Source organism: Halomonas sp. (assembly GCF_014859505.1).
Taxonomy (GTDB): Bacteria; Pseudomonadota; Gammaproteobacteria; order Pseudomonadales; family Halomonadaceae; genus Halomonas.
On record NZ_JACUUD010000023.1, the window covers coordinates 15,261 to 32,910 of the forward strand.

Here is a 17,650-nt window from a genome sequence, read left to right on the forward strand (position 1 = left end):
TGTCATGTACTCAACCAGCCAAACGGACAGACAGCAGCCTATGAGCGAGTCGGATCAGATCAACGCACCGGCCCAGGATCGCAAGCCCAAGCGTCGTCGTCGCAAACCGCGCCGCCGCAACGCCTCCGGCTGGGACCTGCGCCAGTTTCAGGTGCCTGCCGTGGCGGGCAAGTGGCGCTTCCATGACTTCGACCTGCCGCTGCCGCTGATGCATGCCATCCACGCCCTGGGCTTCGAGTACTGCACCCCGATCCAGGCCGAAGCGCTGACCCATACCCTCCTCGGTGGCGACGTGGTCGGCAAGGCCCAGACCGGCACCGGCAAGACCGCCGCCTTCCTGATTTCGATCCTGGCCTACTTCCTCGAGGAGGAGGCGCCCAACGCCCAGAAGCCCGGCGCCCCGCGGGCGCTGATCGTCGCCCCGACCCGCGAGCTGGCCCTGCAGATCGAGAAGGACGCCAAGGCACTGGCTCGCTTCACCGACCTCAAGGTGGCGAGCGTGGTGGGCGGCATGGACTACCAGGCCCAGCGCGAGGCCCTGGCCGATCGCCTCGACGTGCTGGTGGCCACCCCGGGCCGACTGCTCGACTTCCACCAGAAGCGCGACGTCGACCTGACCCAGGTCGAGGTGCTGGTGCTCGACGAGGCCGACCGGATGCTCTCCATGGGCTTCATCCCGGACGTCAAGCGCATCATCCGTCACACCCCGAAGAAAGAGGAGCGCCAGACCTTCCTCTTCTCGGCGACCTTCACCGAGGACATCCTCAACCTGGCCAGCCAGTGGACCTTTGAGCCGACCCACGTCGATATCGCGGTCACGGTGGAGAACGCCGCCGACATCGAACAGCGCGTCTACCTGGTCGGCGACGAGGACAAGCAGCGCCTGCTGGTCAACCTGCTCAAGCAGGAGAGCTTCGACCGGGTGATGGTCTTCGGCAACCGTCGTGACCTGGTGCGCAAGCTCGATGAGCTGCTGCGCAAGGCCGGCATCAATGCTGCCATGCTCTCCGGCGATGTCCCCCAGAACCAGCGCATCACGACCCTCGAGCAGTTCCGCGAGGGCGAGATCCAGGTGCTGGTGGCCACCGATGTGGCCGGCCGCGGCATCCATATCGAGGATGTCAGCCATGTGATCAACTACACCCTGCCGGAGGATCCGGAGGACTACGTCCACCGCATCGGCCGCACCGGCCGCGCCGGCGCCAAGGGCGTATCGATCAGCTTCGTGGGTGAGGAAGACGCCTTCTCGCTGCCCGAGATCGAGCGTTTCATCGGCGACAAGCTGCCCTGCGAGCATCCGCCGGAAGGCATGCTCTGAGCCCATGCTCGACGAGGCCCTGAAGGGCGAGATCCAGACCGCCTACCGCCGTGTGCTCGAGGGCCTCGACCTCACGCCTCGCTACGGCCAGCGGCTGATGATCGCCGAGATCGCCCGCACCCTGGCGGGCATCGAGGTCGACGAGGCCGGAAAGCGAATCAGCGACGAGCACGTCTGCGTGCTTGAGGCCGGTACCGGTACCGGCAAGACGCTGGCCTACCTGCTGGCCGCCTTGCCGGTGGCCAGGGCCCGCGGCAAGCGGCTGGTGGTGGCCACCGCCACCGTGGCGCTGCAGGAGCAGGTGCTCCATCAGGATCTCCCCGCGCTCAAGGCCCACAGCGGCATCGACTTCAGCTATGCCCTGGCCAAGGGGCGCGGCCGCTATATCTGCGTGGCGCGTCTCGACCAGGCCCTCGACGGCGTCGAGGATAATCCCACCCTGTCGCTCTTCGAGCGTGAGATCGCCAGCGGCGGCGACGACTTCCAGGCCCTGGCCACCTCGCTGGGCGAGGCCTACGGCAATGGCCGCTGGGAGGGAGATCGCGACAGCTGGCCCGAGGCCATCGACGACGGCCACTGGCGCAAGCTCACCGTCGATCACCGCCAGTGTACCAATCGCCGCTGCGGCCACTTCGGCGCCTGTGCCTTCTTTCGTGCACGGCGCGACCTGGAGCAGGCCGACATCATCGTCGCCAACCACGACCTGGTGCTGGCCGACCTCTCCCTGGGCGGCGGCGTCGTGCTGCCCGCCCCCGGCGATTGCATCCATGTCTTCGACGAGGGCCACCACCTTCCCGACAAGGCACTGAATCACTTCACCCATCGCTTCGCCGTGGGCGGTGCCCTCGGCTGGTTGCGCACCCTCAGGAAGTCGCTGACCGAGCTCAACCAGGCGCTGGCCGTACAGCCCACCCTGGCGCGGCTGCTGGCCACGCTGCCCCAGGCCATCGAAGCGCTGGAGCCGAAGCTCGGCGAGGCCTTCGCCCTGGGCCACCAGCTGGCCGGGCGCCCCGAGGGGCTCGCCGACGGCGAGGAGGACCGCCAGCACCGCTTCGAGATGGGGCGTGCGCCCGGGGCCTTGCGCGAGCTGGCCGGGGCCCTGCTGGTCATCTTCGCCGAGCTGTCGCGCACCCTGGAGAGCATGGCCGACATCCTGCGCGAGAGCCTGGACCCCGACAAGCACACCGGCCTGCCGCGCGAGCAGGCCGAGGCCTGGCTGCCGCTGCTGGCGCTGCTGCATGGGCGGGCCCTGGAGGCCCACGCCCTGTGGCAGGCCTTTGCCGAAACGGACCCGGACGGAGAGCCGCCCCGGGCCCGCTGGCTGAGCCTGGAGCGCTTCGGGGCCGACCCGGAGCTGACCTTCTCGGCGAGCCCCGTCTCGGCGGCCCATACCCTGGCCAGGACCCTGTGGGGGACTACCTTCGGTGCCGTGGTCACCTCGGCTACCCTGACGGCACTCGGGCGCTTCGAGCGCCTGCAGGAGCGAGCCGGGCTGGCCAACCGCTACCGCTACCAGCGCCTGCCCAGCCCCTTCGACTACTCCCGTGCGGTGCTCAGCGTGCCACGCGAGGCCGTCGACCCCGCCGATCGCGAGGGCCACGAACGCGCCATCGTCGACTTCGTCCTGGCGCTGGGCCAGCAGGAGGCGGTGCTGATGCTCTTCTCGTCCCGCGCCCAGCTGCGCGCGGTGGAGAAGGCGCTGCCGAAGGCCCTCGGCGAGCGGGTGCTGGCCCAGGACCGGCTGCCCAAGCGTGAACTGATCACCCGGCACCGGGCCCGGGTCGATGCGGGGGAGGGCAGCATCATCTTCGGGCTGGCCAGTTTCGCCGAGGGCATCGACCTGCCCGGCGACTACCTGACCCATGTGGTGATCACCCGGCTGCCCTTCGCGGTGCCCGACGACCCGGTGGGCGCGACGCTCGCCGAGTGGATCGAGAGCCGCGGCGGCAATCCCTTCATGCGCATCAGCGTGCCCGATGCCTCCATCAAGCTGGTCCAGGCCTGCGGCCGGCTGATCCGCAAGGAGGCCGACAGCGGCCGCATCACCCTGCTCGATCGCCGGGTGCTCACCCGCCGTTACGGACGGGCCCTGCTCGACGCCCTGCCGCCCTTCGTTCGCGAGATCGATGGCATCCGCCAGGGATAGATAGCCAAGGAGGCCGGAAACGATCGCGGGCCCGCCAGTCGGCAGGCCCGCGGGGATACAGGGGTGTCAGGTTCAGAGAGCCTGGGGTCAGAGAACCATGTGCAGAGGCGTTATCGGGATGCGCTCACGCCGCCCCCCGGCGCTTGGCCAGCACCGGGGCGAGCTTCTCGCTCATCGCCCTGAAGGCTCGGTCGGTGGCGTCCCAGTCGATGCAGGCGTCGGTGATGGAGACGCCATACTGCAGCTGGCTCAGGTCCGCCGGCACCTTCTGGCTGCCCCAGCCGATATTCGACTCCACCATCAGGCCGATGATCGAGCGGTTACCCTCGAGGATCTGGTTGGTGACGTTCTCCAGCACCAGCGGCTGCAGGGCCGCGTCCTTGTTGGAGTTGGCGTGGGAGCAGTCGATCATGATGTTGGGCTTGATGCCGGCCTTTCTCAGCTCCTGCTCGGCCAGCGCCACGCTGACGCTGTCGTAGTTGGGCTTGCCGTTGCCGCCGCGCAGCACCACGTGGCCGTAGGTGTTGCCGCGGGTGCGGATGATCGCTACCCGGCCGGCAGTGTCGATGCCCAGGAAATTGTGGGGGTGGGCGACCGACTGCAGGGCATTGACCGCCACTTCCAGGCTGCCGTCGGTGCCGTTCTTGAAGCCGACCGGGCAGGAGAGACCCGACGACATCTCGCGGTGGGTCTGGGACTCGGTGGTGCGGGCACCGATGGCCGACCAGCTGATGCAGTCCTGAATGTACTGGGGGGAGATCGGGTCCAGTGCCTCGGTGGCCAGCGGCAGGCCCATCTCGGCCAGTTCCACCAGCAGGCGACGGGCGATGTGCAGGCCCTCCTCGATCTCGAAGGAGCCGTTGAGATGCGGGTCGTTGATCAGGCCCTTCCAGCCCACGGTGGTGCGTGGCTTCTCGAAGTAGACGCGCATCACGATGTAGAGGCTATCCTTTACCTCATCGGCCAGACGGCGCAGGCGGCGGGCATAATCGAGGGCGGCGTCCACGTCGTGAATCGAGCAGGGACCCACCACCATCAGCAGGCGCGGATCCTCACCGTCGAGAATGCGCTGGATGGTCTCCCGCCCTTCGATGACGGTGCGCTCCGCGGTCTCGGTGAGGGGGATTTCCTGCTTCAGAGCGTCGGGTGTGATGAGAACGTCCTGGGAGAGGACGTTGAGGTTGCTGACCTGCTTATCTGTCATGCGGCTACCTGTGTGTCGTGTCTGCGCTGATGGCCCGGGGGCGAGTGATAGTGTTTCCTCCTACTATACACCGGTGGGGCCGCAAGAGATCAATCACGGAACCCCGGCGCCCCGGGGTGGTCTGACCGCGGGCTCTCTTGTCAGCGATTCGACCAGGCCCGCCGGGTTGATGGATGGCCAGGAAAAGGGAACACTTGTGCGACTTTGGGCTACGGCCTCCGGACACTTCGCCGCCCACCCAGGGCTCCAGGTTGACGCCATGCACGTATTTTCCAACATGACCGCCGCTCTCCGGGCGCACTCGCCACGCTATCCTCGTCGTCTGTCGGGGAGGTCGTGAATGGGCGCCAGGGAGACCGACCAGCAGCTCGTCGAGCGCGCCCAGCAGGGCGATAACCGCGCCTTCGATCTGCTGGTGAAGAAGTACCAGCACAAGATCATCGGCCTGATCGGGCGCTATGTGCACGATCATTCCGAGGTTCAGGACGTGGCCCAGGAGGCGTTCATCAAGGCCTATCGAGCCCTGGGCAAGTTCCGCGCCGAGAGCGCTTTCTATACCTGGATGTACCGCATCGCCATCAACACCGCGAAGAACCATCTGGTCTCCCGGGGGCGCCGTCCACCGGGCAGCGATCTGGATATCGCCGATGCCGAGATCCTGGATCACAGCGGGCGACTGGCGGACTCCGAGACGCCGGAGGCGGCCATGGCGCGTGACCAGCTCGAGGCGGCGGTGTTCGAGGCGATCGACAATCTGCCCGATGATCTGCGCACGGCGATTACCCTGCGCGAGCTCGAGGGGCTCTCCTACGAGGATATTGCCAACATCATGCAGTGCCCGGTGGGCACGGTACGCTCGCGGATCTTCCGTGCCCGCGAGGCGGTGGACCAGCACATCCAGCCGCTGGTCACCACCTCCCGCAACCGCGAGACGGTAGAGGAGTAGTCGGCCGGCAGGAAGGGTTGCACACTTTTTGTCGATTGGCTGAACTGTCGGTCGTCTTTGACGTCAGAAGCAGTGTTCGATCCGCCGTGCGGCGGAGATCGCGTCGACATTCCCGGACCCAGCCGGGAATGTCGATTCCAGGCTGAAATGAGGGAGCAGGGCGGAGCGCCTTGCCACTGTAGGGGGTGTTGAGAATGAGTCAGAATGCACGGGAATCGCTTTCTGCCCTGATGGATAACGAGGGAGACGAACTCGAGCTTCGCCGGCTGCTCAAGACGCTGGACGCCTCTCCCGATTCCGCAGATGCCTGGCGTCGCTATCATCTGATGCGCAGCCTGATGCGTCGGGAACCCGACGTCGACGTCTCCACCGATCTCTCCGCCGGCATCATGGCGCGCCTGCAGGACGAGCAGCCGCCGCAGATGGACACGGCTCCGCCGGCTCCCCGCCGCACGCTGCCCTTCGCGCGCAGCGCCGGCATCGCTGCCGCAGTGTCGCTGATGGTCATCACCGGGGTGCAGTTCTACTCCGGCGGCGCTCCCGACGGTACCCAACCGGGCACGGTGGCGGGCGGCAGTGCGTCTCAGCCGGCCCCTGCCAGCCTGGTATCCAGCGATGGCACCGTATCTCGGCCTTCCCTGACCGAACTCCCGCTGTTCCAGCTTCCCCAGGGCGGTGGCCAGGGTCTGATGACCGTCGGCACGGGTGGCGACTCTGCCCCCATGTTCATGGCGCCAGGCCAGCGTCAGTCGATGCTTGCCGATGAAGAGCAGGCGCTTCTGCTGCAATCCTATCTGGACCGTCACGCCGAGGGAGCCGCCTTCCGCAGTGGCGATACCTGGATGCCGCTGCTGCGCGCCTCCGGCGCCGACAGCCTCGGTCAGCGCTGAGCGAAGAAGGGTGACGATGAGCGCGTCACGCCTGCGTCTCCTGGCTGCGAGCTGCCTGGGTGGCCTGTTGATCAGTGCGGGTACCCCGGCGGCCGAGCCCGATGATGAGCGTTTCGACTGTCGAACCCTGGCTCATCTCGAGGTGCCAACCACCGCCCAGCAGTGGTTTGAGCGCAGCCTTTGGGCCGGCCACTGTTATCAGTACAATGCCCATGCCGTGCGTATCGGCCTCGACGGCGTCCGCACCCTGACTCTCACCCACGATGTGCATGACGGTATCGAGCGGGGCGTCGCCAGCTATCTCGATGGCCCACCCATGGTGTTCGAACGCCGAGGCCGCATCGGCCGCCTGGGCGGGTCAGGGGAGGGCGGCGAGGCGCCGCCCTCGCCCGCCGGCATCGCTGAGCGGGCAAGCGCTCTCTACCGTCTTCAGCTCGGCGGTGAGGAGCGCATCGCCAATCGTCGCGGCCTGCGTCTGGACATTTCCCCCCTGGACAGTTTTCGCTTCGGCCATCGTCTGTGGCTGGACCAGGCCACCGGCCTGACCCTGAAGCAGTCGCTGCTCGACGAGACTGGGCGCCCCCTGGAGACCTTCCAGCTGACCACCCTGGAGCAGCCGCGTCTGCATCAGGGAGAGATACGCCTTGACCGCCAGCGCGAGGTGCCGACGGACCCCTGGCGGCTGGGCTGGCTGCCCGAAGGCTTCATCGCTCAGCCGGCAGATACCCGCAGCGCCCGCCACGGTGAGGGCGTCATCCATCGTCTTTACAGCGACGGTCTCGCTACCCTCAGCCTGTTCGTGGCGCCCGCTGACGACGTGGAGCTGCTGGCGCCCGGGCTTCATCGGTTGGGCGTCTCCCATGCCGCGGTGCGGCACCGCGATCTGGGAGGTCAGCCGCGCCAGCTGGTGGTCATGGGCGAGTTACCCCCCCGGGTGCTGCTGCGAGTCGCCGACAGCCTGGTCTGGGGGGCGCCTTGATGGCGGCCCGTCAGCCCCACAATCATCGCCACCCGAAATTTCAATAACTGTTGTCCCGACCCATCTGTCCCGACCCATCGCAGGAGCCTTGCATGAAACGCATGATCCGACCCTTCTCCCTGTGGATGCTGCTGGCTGCGACCCTGCTGGCCTGGCAGTCGGCCACGGCCCAGGAGCTGCCCGATTTCACCGTGCTGGTGGAGGAGGCCGCGCCTGGCGTCGTCAATATCTCCACCACCCGCACGGTGCAGAGTCGCGAGAATCCCTTCCAGGGCTTCGGCGGCCAGGAGCTGCCCGAGATCTTCCGTCACTTCTTCGGCGATCGCTTCCCGGACCCGCCCGGCGGGCAGGCCCCCGGTCGGCCCCAGGAGCGCCAGTCGCTGGGCTCCGGCTTCATCATCAGCGAAGATGGCTACATCCTGACCAATGCCCACGTGGTGGATGGCGCCGACGAGATCCTGGTGCGCCTGAGCGATCGCCGAGAACTCCAGGCCGAGCTGGTGGGCAGCGACGAGCGCACCGATGTGGCGCTGCTCAAGGTGGAGGTCGAGGACCTGCCGCCTCTCAAGCTGGGTGACTCCGATACCCTCAGGGTGGGCGAGTGGGTGGCCGCCATCGGCTCGCCCTTCGGCTTCGACCACTCGGTTACGGCCGGCATCATCAGCGCCATCGACCGCACCCTGCCCCGGGACGCCTACGTGCCCTTCATCCAGACCGACGTGGCCATCAACCCGGGCAACTCGGGCGGGCCGCTGTTCAACCTGGATGGCGAGGTGATCGGGATCAACTCCCAGATCTTCACCCGCAGCGGCGGCTTCATGGGCCTGTCGTTTGCCATCCCCATCAACGTGGCCATGGACGTGGCCGACCAGCTGCGCGATGACGGCCAGGTGCGTCGCGGCTGGCTGGGGGTGATGATCCAGCCGGTTTCCCGGGACCTGGCCGAATCCTTCGGCATGGAGGGCCCCAGCGGTGCGCTGATCGCCGACCTCGACCCCGAGGGCCCGGCCGCCCGCGACGGCCTTCAGGTCGGCGATGTCATCCTCGAGGTGGACGGCAGTCGCGTGCACGACTCCAGCACCCTGCCGCGCCTGATTGGCCGCACCACGCCGGGCAGCGAAGTGGCACTCGAGCTGATGCGCGACGGCGAGCGCCGCCAGCTCAGCATTACCGTGGGTGACTGGCCCGACGCCGAGCGCGTCACCTCCAGCCGTCCCCAGGAGAGTCGCCAGGCCCGCCTGGGCATCTCGGTGGGTGAGCTGGAGGCCGCCGAGCGCGAGCAGTTCGGCATCGAGGGCGGCGTGCGGGTGCGCGAGGTCGACCCGAATGGCGCCGCCGCGGCGGCCGGTATCCGTCCCGGCGACATTCTGGTCAGCATCGACCACCGAGCCGTGAGTGATTCCGCTCAGCTGGTCGAGATAGCCAGTGAACTGCCCACCGACCGTGCCGTGCCGGTGCGCCTCTACCGCGACGGCCGCTCGCTGTTCGTGGCGCTGCGCCTGGCCGGCGACTGAGTCACTCTGCGGCGCAACCCTGACCCGGCGGCCCCAGGCCGCCGGGTTCGCTGTATCTGGCCGGCGCATGCCGGTACAATGTTGCCCGAACCCGGCCACTTGCAGGCGGCACGCGCGCCGCCTGGCTCGGCCAGAACCTTATTCAGGCAGAATTCTCTCGATGGCCCAAGACACCTCTTCCGACAAGCTCAAGCATATCCGCAATTTCTCGATCATCGCCCACATCGACCACGGCAAGTCGACCCTGGCCGACCGCCTGATCCAGAGCTGCGGAGGGCTTTCCGAGCGCGAGCTGAAGGAGCAGGTGCTCGATTCCATGGACCTCGAGCGCGAGCGCGGCATCACCATCAAGGCCCAGTCGGTGACCCTGGACTACCACGCCCAGGACGGCAACACCTACCAGCTCAACTTCATCGATACCCCGGGCCACGTGGACTTCTCCTACGAGGTTTCGCGCTCGCTGTACGCCTGCGAGGGCGCGCTGCTGGTGGTGGACGCCGCCCAGGGGGTCGAGGCCCAGTCGGTGGCCAACTGCTATACCGCCATCGAGCAGGGGCTCGAGGTGCTGCCGGTGCTGAACAAGATGGACCTGCCCCAGGCCGACCCCGACAAGGTGGCCCACGAGATCGAGGAGATCATCGGCCTCGACGCCACCGATGCCTGCCAGGTCTCCGCCAAGAGCGGCTTGGGCATCGATGCCCTGCTCGAGAGGCTGGTGCGTGATATTCCGCCGCCCCAGGGCGACCCCGATGCCCCGCTGCAGGCGCTGATCATCGACTCCTGGTTCGACAACTACCTCGGGGTGGTCTCGCTCGTGCGCCTCTTCGACGGCACCCTGAAGAAGGGCGAGAAGATCCGCCTCAAGTCCACCGGCCGCGACTGGCAGGCTAACGAGGTGGGTATCTTCACGCCGCTGCGCAAGGAGACCGGCGTGCTGCGGGCCGGCGAGGTGGGCTTCATCGTGGCCGGCATCAAGGAGATCCAAGGCGCGCCGGTGGGGGACACCATCACCCACGCCAGGACGCCGAACGTCGAGCGCCTGCCGGGCTTCAAGAAGGTCAAGCCCCAGGTCTACGCCGGCATGTTCCCGGTCAGCGCCGACGACTACGAGGACTTCCGCGACGCCCTGGAGAAGCTGGCGCTCAACGACGCCTCCCTGGCCTACGAGCCGGAGAACTCCGAAGCCCTGGGTTTCGGCTTCCGGGTCGGCTTCCTCGGCACCCTGCACATGGAAATCGTCCAGGAGCGTCTCGAGCGCGAGTACAATCTGGACCTGCTGACCACGGCGCCGACGGTGGTCTATGAGCTGGCGCTGAAGAATGGCGAGGTGAGTTACGTCTCCAACCCCTCCAAGCTGCCCGACATGGCCGATGTGGAGGAGATGCGCGAGCCGATCGTGCGCGCCAGCATCCTGGTGCCCCAGGAGTTTGTCGGCAACGTGATCATGGAGTGCGAGAACCGTCGCGGCACCCAGAAGGACATGCAGTTCCTCGGCAGCCAGATCCAGCTGGTCTACGAATTGCCGATGTCCGAGGTGGTGATGGACTTCTTCGACCGCCTCAAGTCGATCTCCAAGGGCTATGCCTCTCTGGACTACGGTTTCGAGCGCTTCCAGGCGGCCAAGCTGTCACGCCTCGACGTGCTGATCAACGGCGAGAAGGTCGACGCCCTGGCGGTGATCATCCATCGCGACCACGCCCATGGTCGCGGCCGGCTGCTGGTCGAGAAGATGAAGGAGCTGATTCCGCGCCAGATGTTCGACGTGGCCATCCAGGCGGCCATCGGCGGCCAGGTGGTGGCGCGCTCCACGGTAAAGGCGCTGCGCAAGAACGTGACCGCCAAGTGCTATGGCGGTGACGTCAGCCGCAAGAAGAAGCTGCTGGAGAAGCAGAAAGCGGGCAAGAAACGCATGAAGCAGGTCGGCCGGGTGGAGATTCCCCAGGATGCCTTCCTTGCTGTACTCAGGGTCAATGACTGATTTCAAACACCAGGAACGCATACCTCCATGGACTTCTCCCTGTTGCTGGTGGTGGCCGTTGCCATCACCGGCCTGATCTGGCTGCTGGACCTCATCTGGTGGCGCCCCGCCCGCCGCCGCGCCGCGGCCAACGCCGAGGCCGGCACCACCGAGGGGCTCGACCCCGTCGCCCGCGAGAAGGTGCTCAAGGAGCCCTGGCCGGTGGACTACTCGCGCTCCTTCTTTCCGGTGCTTCTGGTAGTGCTGGTGCTGCGCAGCTTCGTGGTGGAGCCCTTCCAGATCCCGTCGGGCTCCATGCGCCCAACCCTTGAGGTGGGCGACTTCATCCTGGTCAACAAGTTTACCTACGGGCTTCGCCTGCCGGTGGTGCATACCCGCATCATTGAATTCAATGAGCCGGAGCGCGGTGACGTCATGGTGTTCCGCTTTCCCAACGAACCCGCGGTGAACTTCATCAAGCGGGTGGTGGGCCTGCCTGGCGACACCCTGCGCTACGAGGGCAAGCAGCTCTACGTCAACGGTGAGCCGGTCCCCAAGCGCCTGCTGGAGGAGGGCCCCGCCGGCGCCCCCGGCGAGTTGCTGCTGGCCGAGCAGCTGGGCGGACTCGAGCACCGGATCTACAATAATCCTCGAGACCCGGGCCCACAGATGCGCGAGGTGGTGGTTCCCGAAGGGCACTACTTCACCATGGGCGACAACCGCGACCACTCCAACGACAGCCGCTATTGGGGCTTCGTGCCGGAGGAGAACATCGTCGGCCGTGCCTTCGCCGTGTGGATGAGTTGGGATGGCGGCCTGCCCAGCTTCACCAGCGCACGACGCATCCAGTGAGCTACACACCCGTGCCGACAAGTCATCAGATAACAGGACATCCGTGAGCGACTCCCTCAACGCTTTCAGCCGACGCATCGGCCATGCCTTCAGGGATCCCGCCCTGCTGGAGCTGGCCATGACCCATCGCAGTGTCGGCGGGCAGAACAACGAACGCCTCGAGTTCCTCGGCGATTCCATCGTCAACTTCGTGATCGCCGAGGCGCTGTTCCGGCGCTTTCCCGACGCCCGGGAAGGGCAGCTCTCCCGGCTTCGCGCGCGCCTGGTCAAGGGCCAGACCCTGGCCGAGCTGGCCCGCGAGATGGAATTTGGCGAGCACCTGCGCCTCGGCTCCGGCGAGATGAAGAGCGGCGGGCATCGCCGAGAATCGATCCTGGCCGACGCCGTGGAGGCGGTGATCGGCGCCATCTATCTGGATGCCGGCATGGAGTCGGTGCGCGTGCGCGTGCTCTCCTGGTACGCGGCGCGTCTGGAAGACACCAGCCTGCAGGACACCCAGAAGGATCCCAAGACCCGCCTGCAGGAGTTCCTGCAGTCGCGCCAGCTCCCACTGCCCCGTTATGACGTGGTCAACGTGGAGGGCGAGGCCCACGCCCAGGTCTTCACCGTGGATTGCCACGTGGAGATGCTCGACCAGCGCACCACCGGCGAGGGCGCCAGCCGGCGTCACGCCGAGCAGCAGGCCGCCGAGAAGGCCCTGGCCCTGCTTGAACCCGTCAGGGCCAACGCACAGGGAGCACGACCATGACCCAGACCTGCGGCTTCGTGGCCATCGTCGGTCGCCCCAACGTCGGCAAATCAACGCTGATGAACCGTATTCTCGGGCAGAAGATCTCCATCACCTCGCGGCGTCCCCAGACCACGCGTCACCAGGTGAGGGGTATCAAGACCGAAGGGGAGGCGCAGTTCATCTACGTCGACACCCCCGGCATGCATATCATGGCCAAGGATCGCAACAAGGCGATCAACCGCTTCATGAACCAGGCGGCGACCCAGGCCCTGCGCGACGTGGACTGCGTGGTGTTCATCATCGACCGCACCCGCTGGAGCGAGGAGGATCAGATCGTCCTCGCGCGCCTTGAGCACGTGACGGCGCCGGTGATCCTGGCCGTGAACAAGGTCGACCGGCTGCAGGACAAGGCGAGCTTGCTGCCCTGGCTGGAGGAGGTCGGTGCCCGGCGCGAGTTCGCCGCCATCGTCCCGATCTCCGCCAAGCACGGCACCAACGTGCCGGAACTGGAGGCCGAGGTGGCCAGGCATCTGCCCGAGAGCGTGCACTTCTTCCCCGAGGACCAGATCACCGACAAGAGCCAGCGCTTCCTGGCCGCGGAACTGGTGCGCGAGAAGGTGACGCGTCAGCTCGGCGACGAGCTGCCCTACCAGATGACCGTGGAGATCGAGGAGTTTCGCGACGAGGGCAGGGTGGTGCATATCAGCGCCCTTATCCTGGTGGAACGCCAGGGCCAGAAGAAGATCCTGATCGGCGAGAACGGCGAGCGCATCAAGAGCATCGGTCGCGAGGCGCGTCTGGACATGGAGCGTGCCCTGGGTGCCAAGGTGATGCTCAACCTCTGGGTCAAGGTGAAGCGCGGCTGGTCCGACGACGAGCGGGCCCTGAAGAGCCTGGGCTACAACCTCGACTGAATGACCCCCGAACCCGCCTTCCTGCTGCACAAGCGCCCCTACCGCGAGACCAGCGCCCTGGTGGATCTGCTCACCCTGACCCAGGGCCGGGTGAGGGCGGTTGCTCAGGGCGTTCAGCGCCCCGGCTCACGCTCTCGGGGTCGGCTGCAGCCCTTTGCGCCCCTGCATGTCACCTGGGTCGGCGAGGGCGAGCTCAAGCGCCTGCGCCTCATGGAGAGCCGAGGGGCCACGGCGCTGCTGGCCGGCGAGGGGCTCTTGTGCGGGCTTTATGCCAATGAGCTGCTCACCCGCACACTGCCGGTGGAGCTGCCGGTGACCGAGGTGTTTGCCTTCTATGCCGCCCTGCTCGAGGCGCTGCCGCGGCCCGACGCCCGCGCCGGGGGGCTGCGCCGCCTGGAGGTGTCGCTGCTCGAGGCGCTGGACGCCATGCCGCGCTTTGTCACGGATGACGGCGGCGAGCTCGATCCCCAGGCGCGCTATGTCCTGGACGTATCCACGCGGGCCTTCCGTCCAGGGCAGCCCGGCCTGGACGGACGCACCCTGCGTCTGCTGGGGGCCGGCGACTGGGACGCCCCCGGGCTCGCCGGGCCCGCCAAGGCGGTCACCCGGGCGGCGCTGGCGCCGCTGCTGGGCACCCGACCGCTGCGCTCCCGGGAGCTGATGGCCCAGCTTGCCGAGCGCCGCCGGGACGGGTCACACTGAACGCCTTTCACCTCTTGCACTGGCCCTGTCGCCTACTCCTGATTTCTCGACTCCCGGAGACCCCCATGCATCCCCCCCGACTACTGCTCGGCGTCAATATCGACCATATCGCCACCCTGCGTCAGGCCCGCGGTACCCGCTATCCGGACCCGGTCCAGGCGGCGCTGCTGGCCGAGGAGGCCGGCGCCGATGGCATCACCGTGCACCTGCGCGAGGATCGCCGGCACATTCAGGACCGCGATGTGCGCCTGCTGGCCGAGGTGCTCAACACTCGCATGAATCTGGAGATGGCGGTCACCGAGGAGATGCTGCGCCTGGCCGAGGAGATCCGCCCGGCCCACGTCTGCCTGGTGCCGGAGAAGCGCGAGGAGCTGACCACCGAGGGTGGTCTGGACGTGGTGGGTGGCTTCGCGGCGATCCAGGCGGCCTGTCGGCGCCTGGCCGCGGCCGGCTGTGAGGTGTCGCTGTTCATCGACCCCGAGCCGTCTCAGATCGAGGCCTCGGTGAAGGCCGGTGCCCCGGTGATCGAGCTGCATACCGGTGCCTATGCCGAGGCCGCGGGGCCAGCGGCCGTCCACGAGCACGCGCGGCTCAGTGCCGCCACCGAGATGGCGCTGGAGCTCGGCCTCACCGTCAACGCCGGCCATGGCCTCAACTACCATAACGTGGAAGCCATCGCCGCCATACCGGGCCTGCATGAGCTCAATATCGGCCATGCGATCATCGCCCGGGGGGTCTTCGTGGGGCTCAAGGAGGCAGTGGCCGAGATGAAGCGGCTGGCCATCGCCGGCCAGGAAGCCGGTTTCGTTGCCTCCCTGGAGGAGCACGACCATGATCATCACCACTGACCCATGATCCTCGGCATCGGCACCGATATCGCCCGGATCGAACGCTTCGAGCGGGCCCTGGGGCGCCACGGCGAGCGACTGGCGCTGAGGCTGCTGGGCGAGCTGGAGCGTGAGCGCCTGGCGGGCCATCCGGCGCCGGCGGCCTTCCTGGCCAAGCGTTTCGCCGCCAAGGAGGCCTTCGTCAAGGCACTGGGGACCGGCCTGCGGCTGGGCATGCGCTGGACCGAGGTCCAGGTCTCCAACGATGCTCTCGGCCGGCCCTCGCTGCTGCTGTCGGGGAAGGCCCACGAGCTGGCCATGGCCGCCGGGGTGAGGGCGACCCACCTGTCGATCAGCGACGAGGCATCCCTGGCGGTGGCCTTCGTGGTACTGGAAGGCTAAGTGTCGGAAGGCCAGGTTTCGGGGGGCTGAGCCTCCCGCTGCGCCCAGGCGCGCAGGTCCGCCATGGCAGCGAAGAGGTCGTCCATCAGATGCGTCACCGCGTCCCGGCCGCGGGTGCGCAGGCGGGTCTCCAGGGATTCGGCAATCAGCCCCAGTCGCGGCGCCCCGCAGTAGCGGCAGGCGCCATTGAGGGCATGAATGCCATCCAGCAACGCCTCGTCGTCGCTCTCGGCCAGGGCGCGTCGCAGGTCGGCTTCGTTCTCCTCGAGCCCCGCCGCCAGGCGCTCCAGCAGTTCCCTGGCCAGTGACGCCCGCCCGCCCGCCAGCCGTGCACCGAGTTCCAGGTCCACCGTGGGCAGCTCGCCGTCATCGGCGAGCAGGGGCGGGGCATCTTCCCGCAGCGGTGATGGCGTCTCGTTCGCCTCCGGCAGCACCACGCCCAGGTGACGATGCAGGGTGTCGCGCAGCTGGTCGCCATCCACCGGCTTCACCAGCACGTCATCCAGTCCGCTGGCCAGCAGCCGGCGGCGTTCCTTCTCGAGCACGTGGGCGGTCACGGCCACCACCGGGGTGGTGCGCCAGCGCTTGCCCAGGCGGCGCAGCGCCCGGGTGGCAGCGACGCCGTCCATGCCGGGCATGCGAATATCCATCAGCACCAGATCGAAGGCCTGCTCTCGCGCCAGGGCCAGGGCCTCCTCGCCGCTGGCAGCCAGGCTGACCTCGATGCCGGGAGCGGCGATCAGCTCGCCCAGCAGCAGGCGATTCGATTCGGTGTCATCCACCGCCAGCAGGCGCAATGGCTGTGGCGCCGCACCCGCCTGGTTCGTCGGTGATGGGCTCGCGCGCTGGCCCAGGACCCTCGCCACGGCCGCGGTCAGGGTGGCCCGAGCCACAGGCTTGGCGAGGATCTCGCCGCCATGGGGCAGTGCCAGGCTGGGCAGGTCGAGGGAACTGGCGTTGGCAAGCAGCAGGGCCGGGCAGGCCAGCTCGGCGAGGCGGCGCTGCCAGGTCCCGGCCTCGTCCCTGGTCAGGGGCGTGTGCGGCAGGCTGGCGACCAGCAGAGCCGCCGGGGCGCTCTGGAGAGGAGTGGTAACGGCGTCCACCGGACGGGCGCCCCAGCGGGTGAAGAGATGGCGAAGGGCTCGGCGGGTGGCGGAGTGGGGCTCCTCGATCAGCACCGTCTGCCCGGCCAGGCGCAGCTCGGGTGGCCGCTCAGTGCTCTCGCTGCCTTCCAGGGGAAGGGTGAAGGAGAAGGTGGTGCCCTGACCGGGCTCGCTCTCCACGGTGATCTGACCGCCCATCTGCTCTACCAGCTGGCGGCAGATGGTCAGGCCCAGACCGGTGCCGCCAAACTCCCGGGAGTGGCTGGGCGCAGCTTGCTGGTAGGCCTGAAAGAGGCGGCGCTGGTGCTCCGTGGAGAGTCCGATGCCGGTGTCGGTGACGCTGATCCGCAGCGTCACCCGGCCAAGGTCGGCCTGTTCCATCATCACCCGGACCACCACCTCGCCCTGCCGGGTGAACTTCACCGCATTGTGCACGAGGTTGGTGAGCACCTGCTGGATGCGCATCGGGTCGCCGGTGAGCACGCTGGGCACATCGTCATACACCAGCCCCAGCAGCTGCAGTTCCTTCTGGTGGGCCAGGGGTGCCTGCAGGCCCAGCACTTCGTCCACCAGGGCGACCATGTCCAGCGGCAGGTGCTCCAGTTCCAGGTGGCCGGCTTCGAGCTTGGAGAAATCGAGCACGTCGTTGACCAGCATCAGCAGGTTGCTGGAGGCACGCTGGACGTGTTCGAGCCACTCCCGCTGACGCGGCTCCAGTCGCGAGCGGTCGAGCAGGCGGCAGAAGCCGATGATGCCGTTCAGCGGAGTGCGGATCTCGTGGCTCATGTTGGCCAGGAATTCCGACTTGATGCGGTTCGCCTCCACGGCGCGGCGGTGGGCGATATCCAGGTCGATGTTCTGGATCTCGATGGTCTCCATGGACTCCTCGAGCTCCGCGGTGGCCTGCTCGATCTGTCGCTGCGTCTCCAGCCGGGCCTCGGTCAGGTGGTCGCCCAGGGCGTTGACCCGTTCGGTCAGGCCGGCCAGCTCGCCCGGTGAGGGGGAGAGTGGGAGGGGGCTCTCGCCTGCGGCCAGTTGCGCCAGGGCGTCATCCACGGCGGCTAGCGGGGGGTGCAGGCGGCGGTAGGTGCTGAGGGTCAGCCCCCCCAGCAGCAGGGTGGCAATGCCAAGCAGCAGCGCGGTGAGGCCGATCTGGCGGTAGTGGC

At 67.7% G+C, this 17,650-nt stretch carries 15 protein-coding genes; 13 read left to right on the forward strand and 2 right to left on the reverse strand.

The window, feature by feature from the left end:
- The first annotated feature begins 40 nt into the window (after positions 1 to 40).
- On the forward strand, positions 41 to 1,318 hold the full coding sequence (gene rhlB, locus IBX53_RS05415; protein ID WP_290906564.1) for an ATP-dependent RNA helicase RhlB: 1,278 nt from the start codon (positions 41 to 43) through the stop codon (positions 1,316 to 1,318).
- 4 nt (positions 1,319 to 1,322) lie between these two features.
- Positions 1,323 to 3,464 (forward strand): ATP-dependent DNA helicase DinG, encoded by a 2,142-nt coding sequence (gene dinG / locus IBX53_RS05420; protein WP_290906569.1) that lies wholly within the window; start codon positions 1,323 to 1,325, stop codon positions 3,462 to 3,464.
- Between the two features lie 124 nt (positions 3,465 to 3,588).
- On the opposite strand, the gene IBX53_RS05425 is transcribed toward dinG, so the two are convergent.
- Positions 3,589 to 4,668, reverse strand: a complete 1,080-nt coding sequence (locus IBX53_RS05425) for a 3-deoxy-7-phosphoheptulonate synthase (RefSeq protein WP_290906572.1) — start codon at positions 4,666 to 4,668, stop codon at positions 3,589 to 3,591.
- A gap of 340 nt (positions 4,669 to 5,008) precedes the next feature.
- Between IBX53_RS05425 and rpoE the strand changes: the two genes are divergently transcribed.
- The 11 genes from rpoE to acpS all read left to right on the forward strand — a co-directional run bounded on the left by rpoE (position 5,009) and on the right by acpS (position 15,381).
- A complete protein-coding gene (gene rpoE / locus IBX53_RS05430) occupies positions 5,009 to 5,614 on the forward strand; it encodes an RNA polymerase sigma factor RpoE (protein ID WP_290906575.1) in 606 nt (201 codons plus the stop codon).
- A 194-nt stretch (positions 5,615 to 5,808) separates the two neighbouring features.
- Positions 5,809 to 6,504 carry a sigma-E factor negative regulatory protein gene (locus tag IBX53_RS05435; RefSeq protein ID WP_290906580.1) on the forward strand — a complete coding sequence of 232 codons (696 nt, stop codon included), beginning with the start codon at positions 5,809 to 5,811 and terminating at the stop codon, positions 6,502 to 6,504.
- Positions 6,505 to 6,520: 16 nt separating this feature from the next.
- Positions 6,521 to 7,483, forward strand: a complete 963-nt coding sequence (locus IBX53_RS05440) for a MucB/RseB C-terminal domain-containing protein (protein ID WP_290906582.1) — start codon at positions 6,521 to 6,523, stop codon at positions 7,481 to 7,483.
- Between the two features lie 92 nt (positions 7,484 to 7,575).
- Positions 7,576 to 8,997 (forward strand): DegQ family serine endoprotease, encoded by a 1,422-nt coding sequence (locus tag IBX53_RS05445; protein WP_290906585.1) that lies wholly within the window; start codon positions 7,576 to 7,578, stop codon positions 8,995 to 8,997.
- A gap of 160 nt (positions 8,998 to 9,157) precedes the next feature.
- Positions 9,158 to 10,975, forward strand: coding sequence for a translation elongation factor 4 (gene lepA, locus IBX53_RS05450; RefSeq protein WP_290906588.1), 1,818 nt, complete (start codon positions 9,158 to 9,160; stop codon positions 10,973 to 10,975).
- Between the two features lie 27 nt (positions 10,976 to 11,002).
- Positions 11,003 to 11,806 carry a signal peptidase I gene (gene lepB / locus IBX53_RS05455; RefSeq protein ID WP_290906592.1) on the forward strand — a complete coding sequence of 268 codons (804 nt, stop codon included), beginning with the start codon at positions 11,003 to 11,005 and terminating at the stop codon, positions 11,804 to 11,806.
- A gap of 43 nt (positions 11,807 to 11,849) precedes the next feature.
- Positions 11,850 to 12,554: a ribonuclease III gene (gene rnc, locus IBX53_RS05460; RefSeq protein WP_290906594.1), complete on the forward strand. Its 705-nt coding sequence runs from the start codon at positions 11,850 to 11,852 to the stop codon at positions 12,552 to 12,554.
- Complete coding sequence (gene era / locus IBX53_RS05465) at positions 12,551 to 13,450, forward strand: GTPase Era (protein WP_290906597.1); 900 nt, start codon at positions 12,551 to 12,553, stop codon at positions 13,448 to 13,450. The genes rnc and era overlap by 4 nt, the downstream gene beginning before the upstream one ends.
- Complete coding sequence (gene recO / locus IBX53_RS05470; RefSeq protein WP_290906599.1) at positions 13,451 to 14,152, forward strand: DNA repair protein RecO; 702 nt, start codon at positions 13,451 to 13,453, stop codon at positions 14,150 to 14,152.
- Between the two features lie 65 nt (positions 14,153 to 14,217).
- Positions 14,218 to 15,000 carry a pyridoxine 5'-phosphate synthase gene (gene pdxJ / locus IBX53_RS05475; protein WP_290906601.1) on the forward strand — a complete coding sequence of 261 codons (783 nt, stop codon included), beginning with the start codon at positions 14,218 to 14,220 and terminating at the stop codon, positions 14,998 to 15,000.
- Positions 15,001 to 15,003: 3 nt separating this feature from the next.
- Entirely contained in the window at positions 15,004 to 15,381 is a 378-nt protein-coding gene (gene acpS, locus IBX53_RS05480) for a holo-ACP synthase (protein ID WP_290906603.1), read from the forward strand.
- Here acpS and IBX53_RS05485 read toward each other — a convergent pair.
- Positions 15,378 to 17,650: ATP-binding protein (locus tag IBX53_RS05485; RefSeq protein ID WP_290906605.1), on the reverse strand; the 2,273-nt coding region annotated here is incomplete at its 5' end. The genes acpS and IBX53_RS05485 overlap by 4 nt on opposite strands.

Bases quoted from the DNA above. Each gene is read 5' to 3' on its own strand.
- rhlB (WP_290906564.1), top strand. From the start codon at position 41: ATGAGCGAGTCGGATCAGATCAACGCACCGGCCCAGGATCGCAAGCCC.
- dinG (WP_290906569.1), top strand. From the start codon at position 1,323: ATGCTCGACGAGGCCCTGAAGGGCGAGATCCAGACCGCCTACCGCCGT.
- IBX53_RS05425 (WP_290906572.1), bottom strand. From the start codon at position 4,668: ATGACAGATAAGCAGGTCAGCAACCTCAACGTCCTCTCCCAGGACGTT.
- rpoE (WP_290906575.1), top strand. From the start codon at position 5,009: ATGGGCGCCAGGGAGACCGACCAGCAGCTCGTCGAGCGCGCCCAGCAG.
- IBX53_RS05435 (WP_290906580.1), top strand. From the start codon at position 5,809: ATGAGTCAGAATGCACGGGAATCGCTTTCTGCCCTGATGGATAACGAG.
- IBX53_RS05440 (WP_290906582.1), top strand. From the start codon at position 6,521: ATGAGCGCGTCACGCCTGCGTCTCCTGGCTGCGAGCTGCCTGGGTGGC.
- IBX53_RS05445 (WP_290906585.1), top strand. From the start codon at position 7,576: ATGAAACGCATGATCCGACCCTTCTCCCTGTGGATGCTGCTGGCTGCG.
- lepA (WP_290906588.1), top strand. From the start codon at position 9,158: ATGGCCCAAGACACCTCTTCCGACAAGCTCAAGCATATCCGCAATTTC.
- lepB (WP_290906592.1), top strand. From the start codon at position 11,003: ATGGACTTCTCCCTGTTGCTGGTGGTGGCCGTTGCCATCACCGGCCTG.
- era (WP_290906597.1), top strand. From the start codon at position 12,551: ATGACCCAGACCTGCGGCTTCGTGGCCATCGTCGGTCGCCCCAACGTC.
- recO (WP_290906599.1), top strand. From the start codon at position 13,451: ATGACCCCCGAACCCGCCTTCCTGCTGCACAAGCGCCCCTACCGCGAG.
- pdxJ (WP_290906601.1), top strand. From the start codon at position 14,218: ATGCATCCCCCCCGACTACTGCTCGGCGTCAATATCGACCATATCGCC.
- acpS (WP_290906603.1), top strand. From the start codon at position 15,004: ATGATCCTCGGCATCGGCACCGATATCGCCCGGATCGAACGCTTCGAG.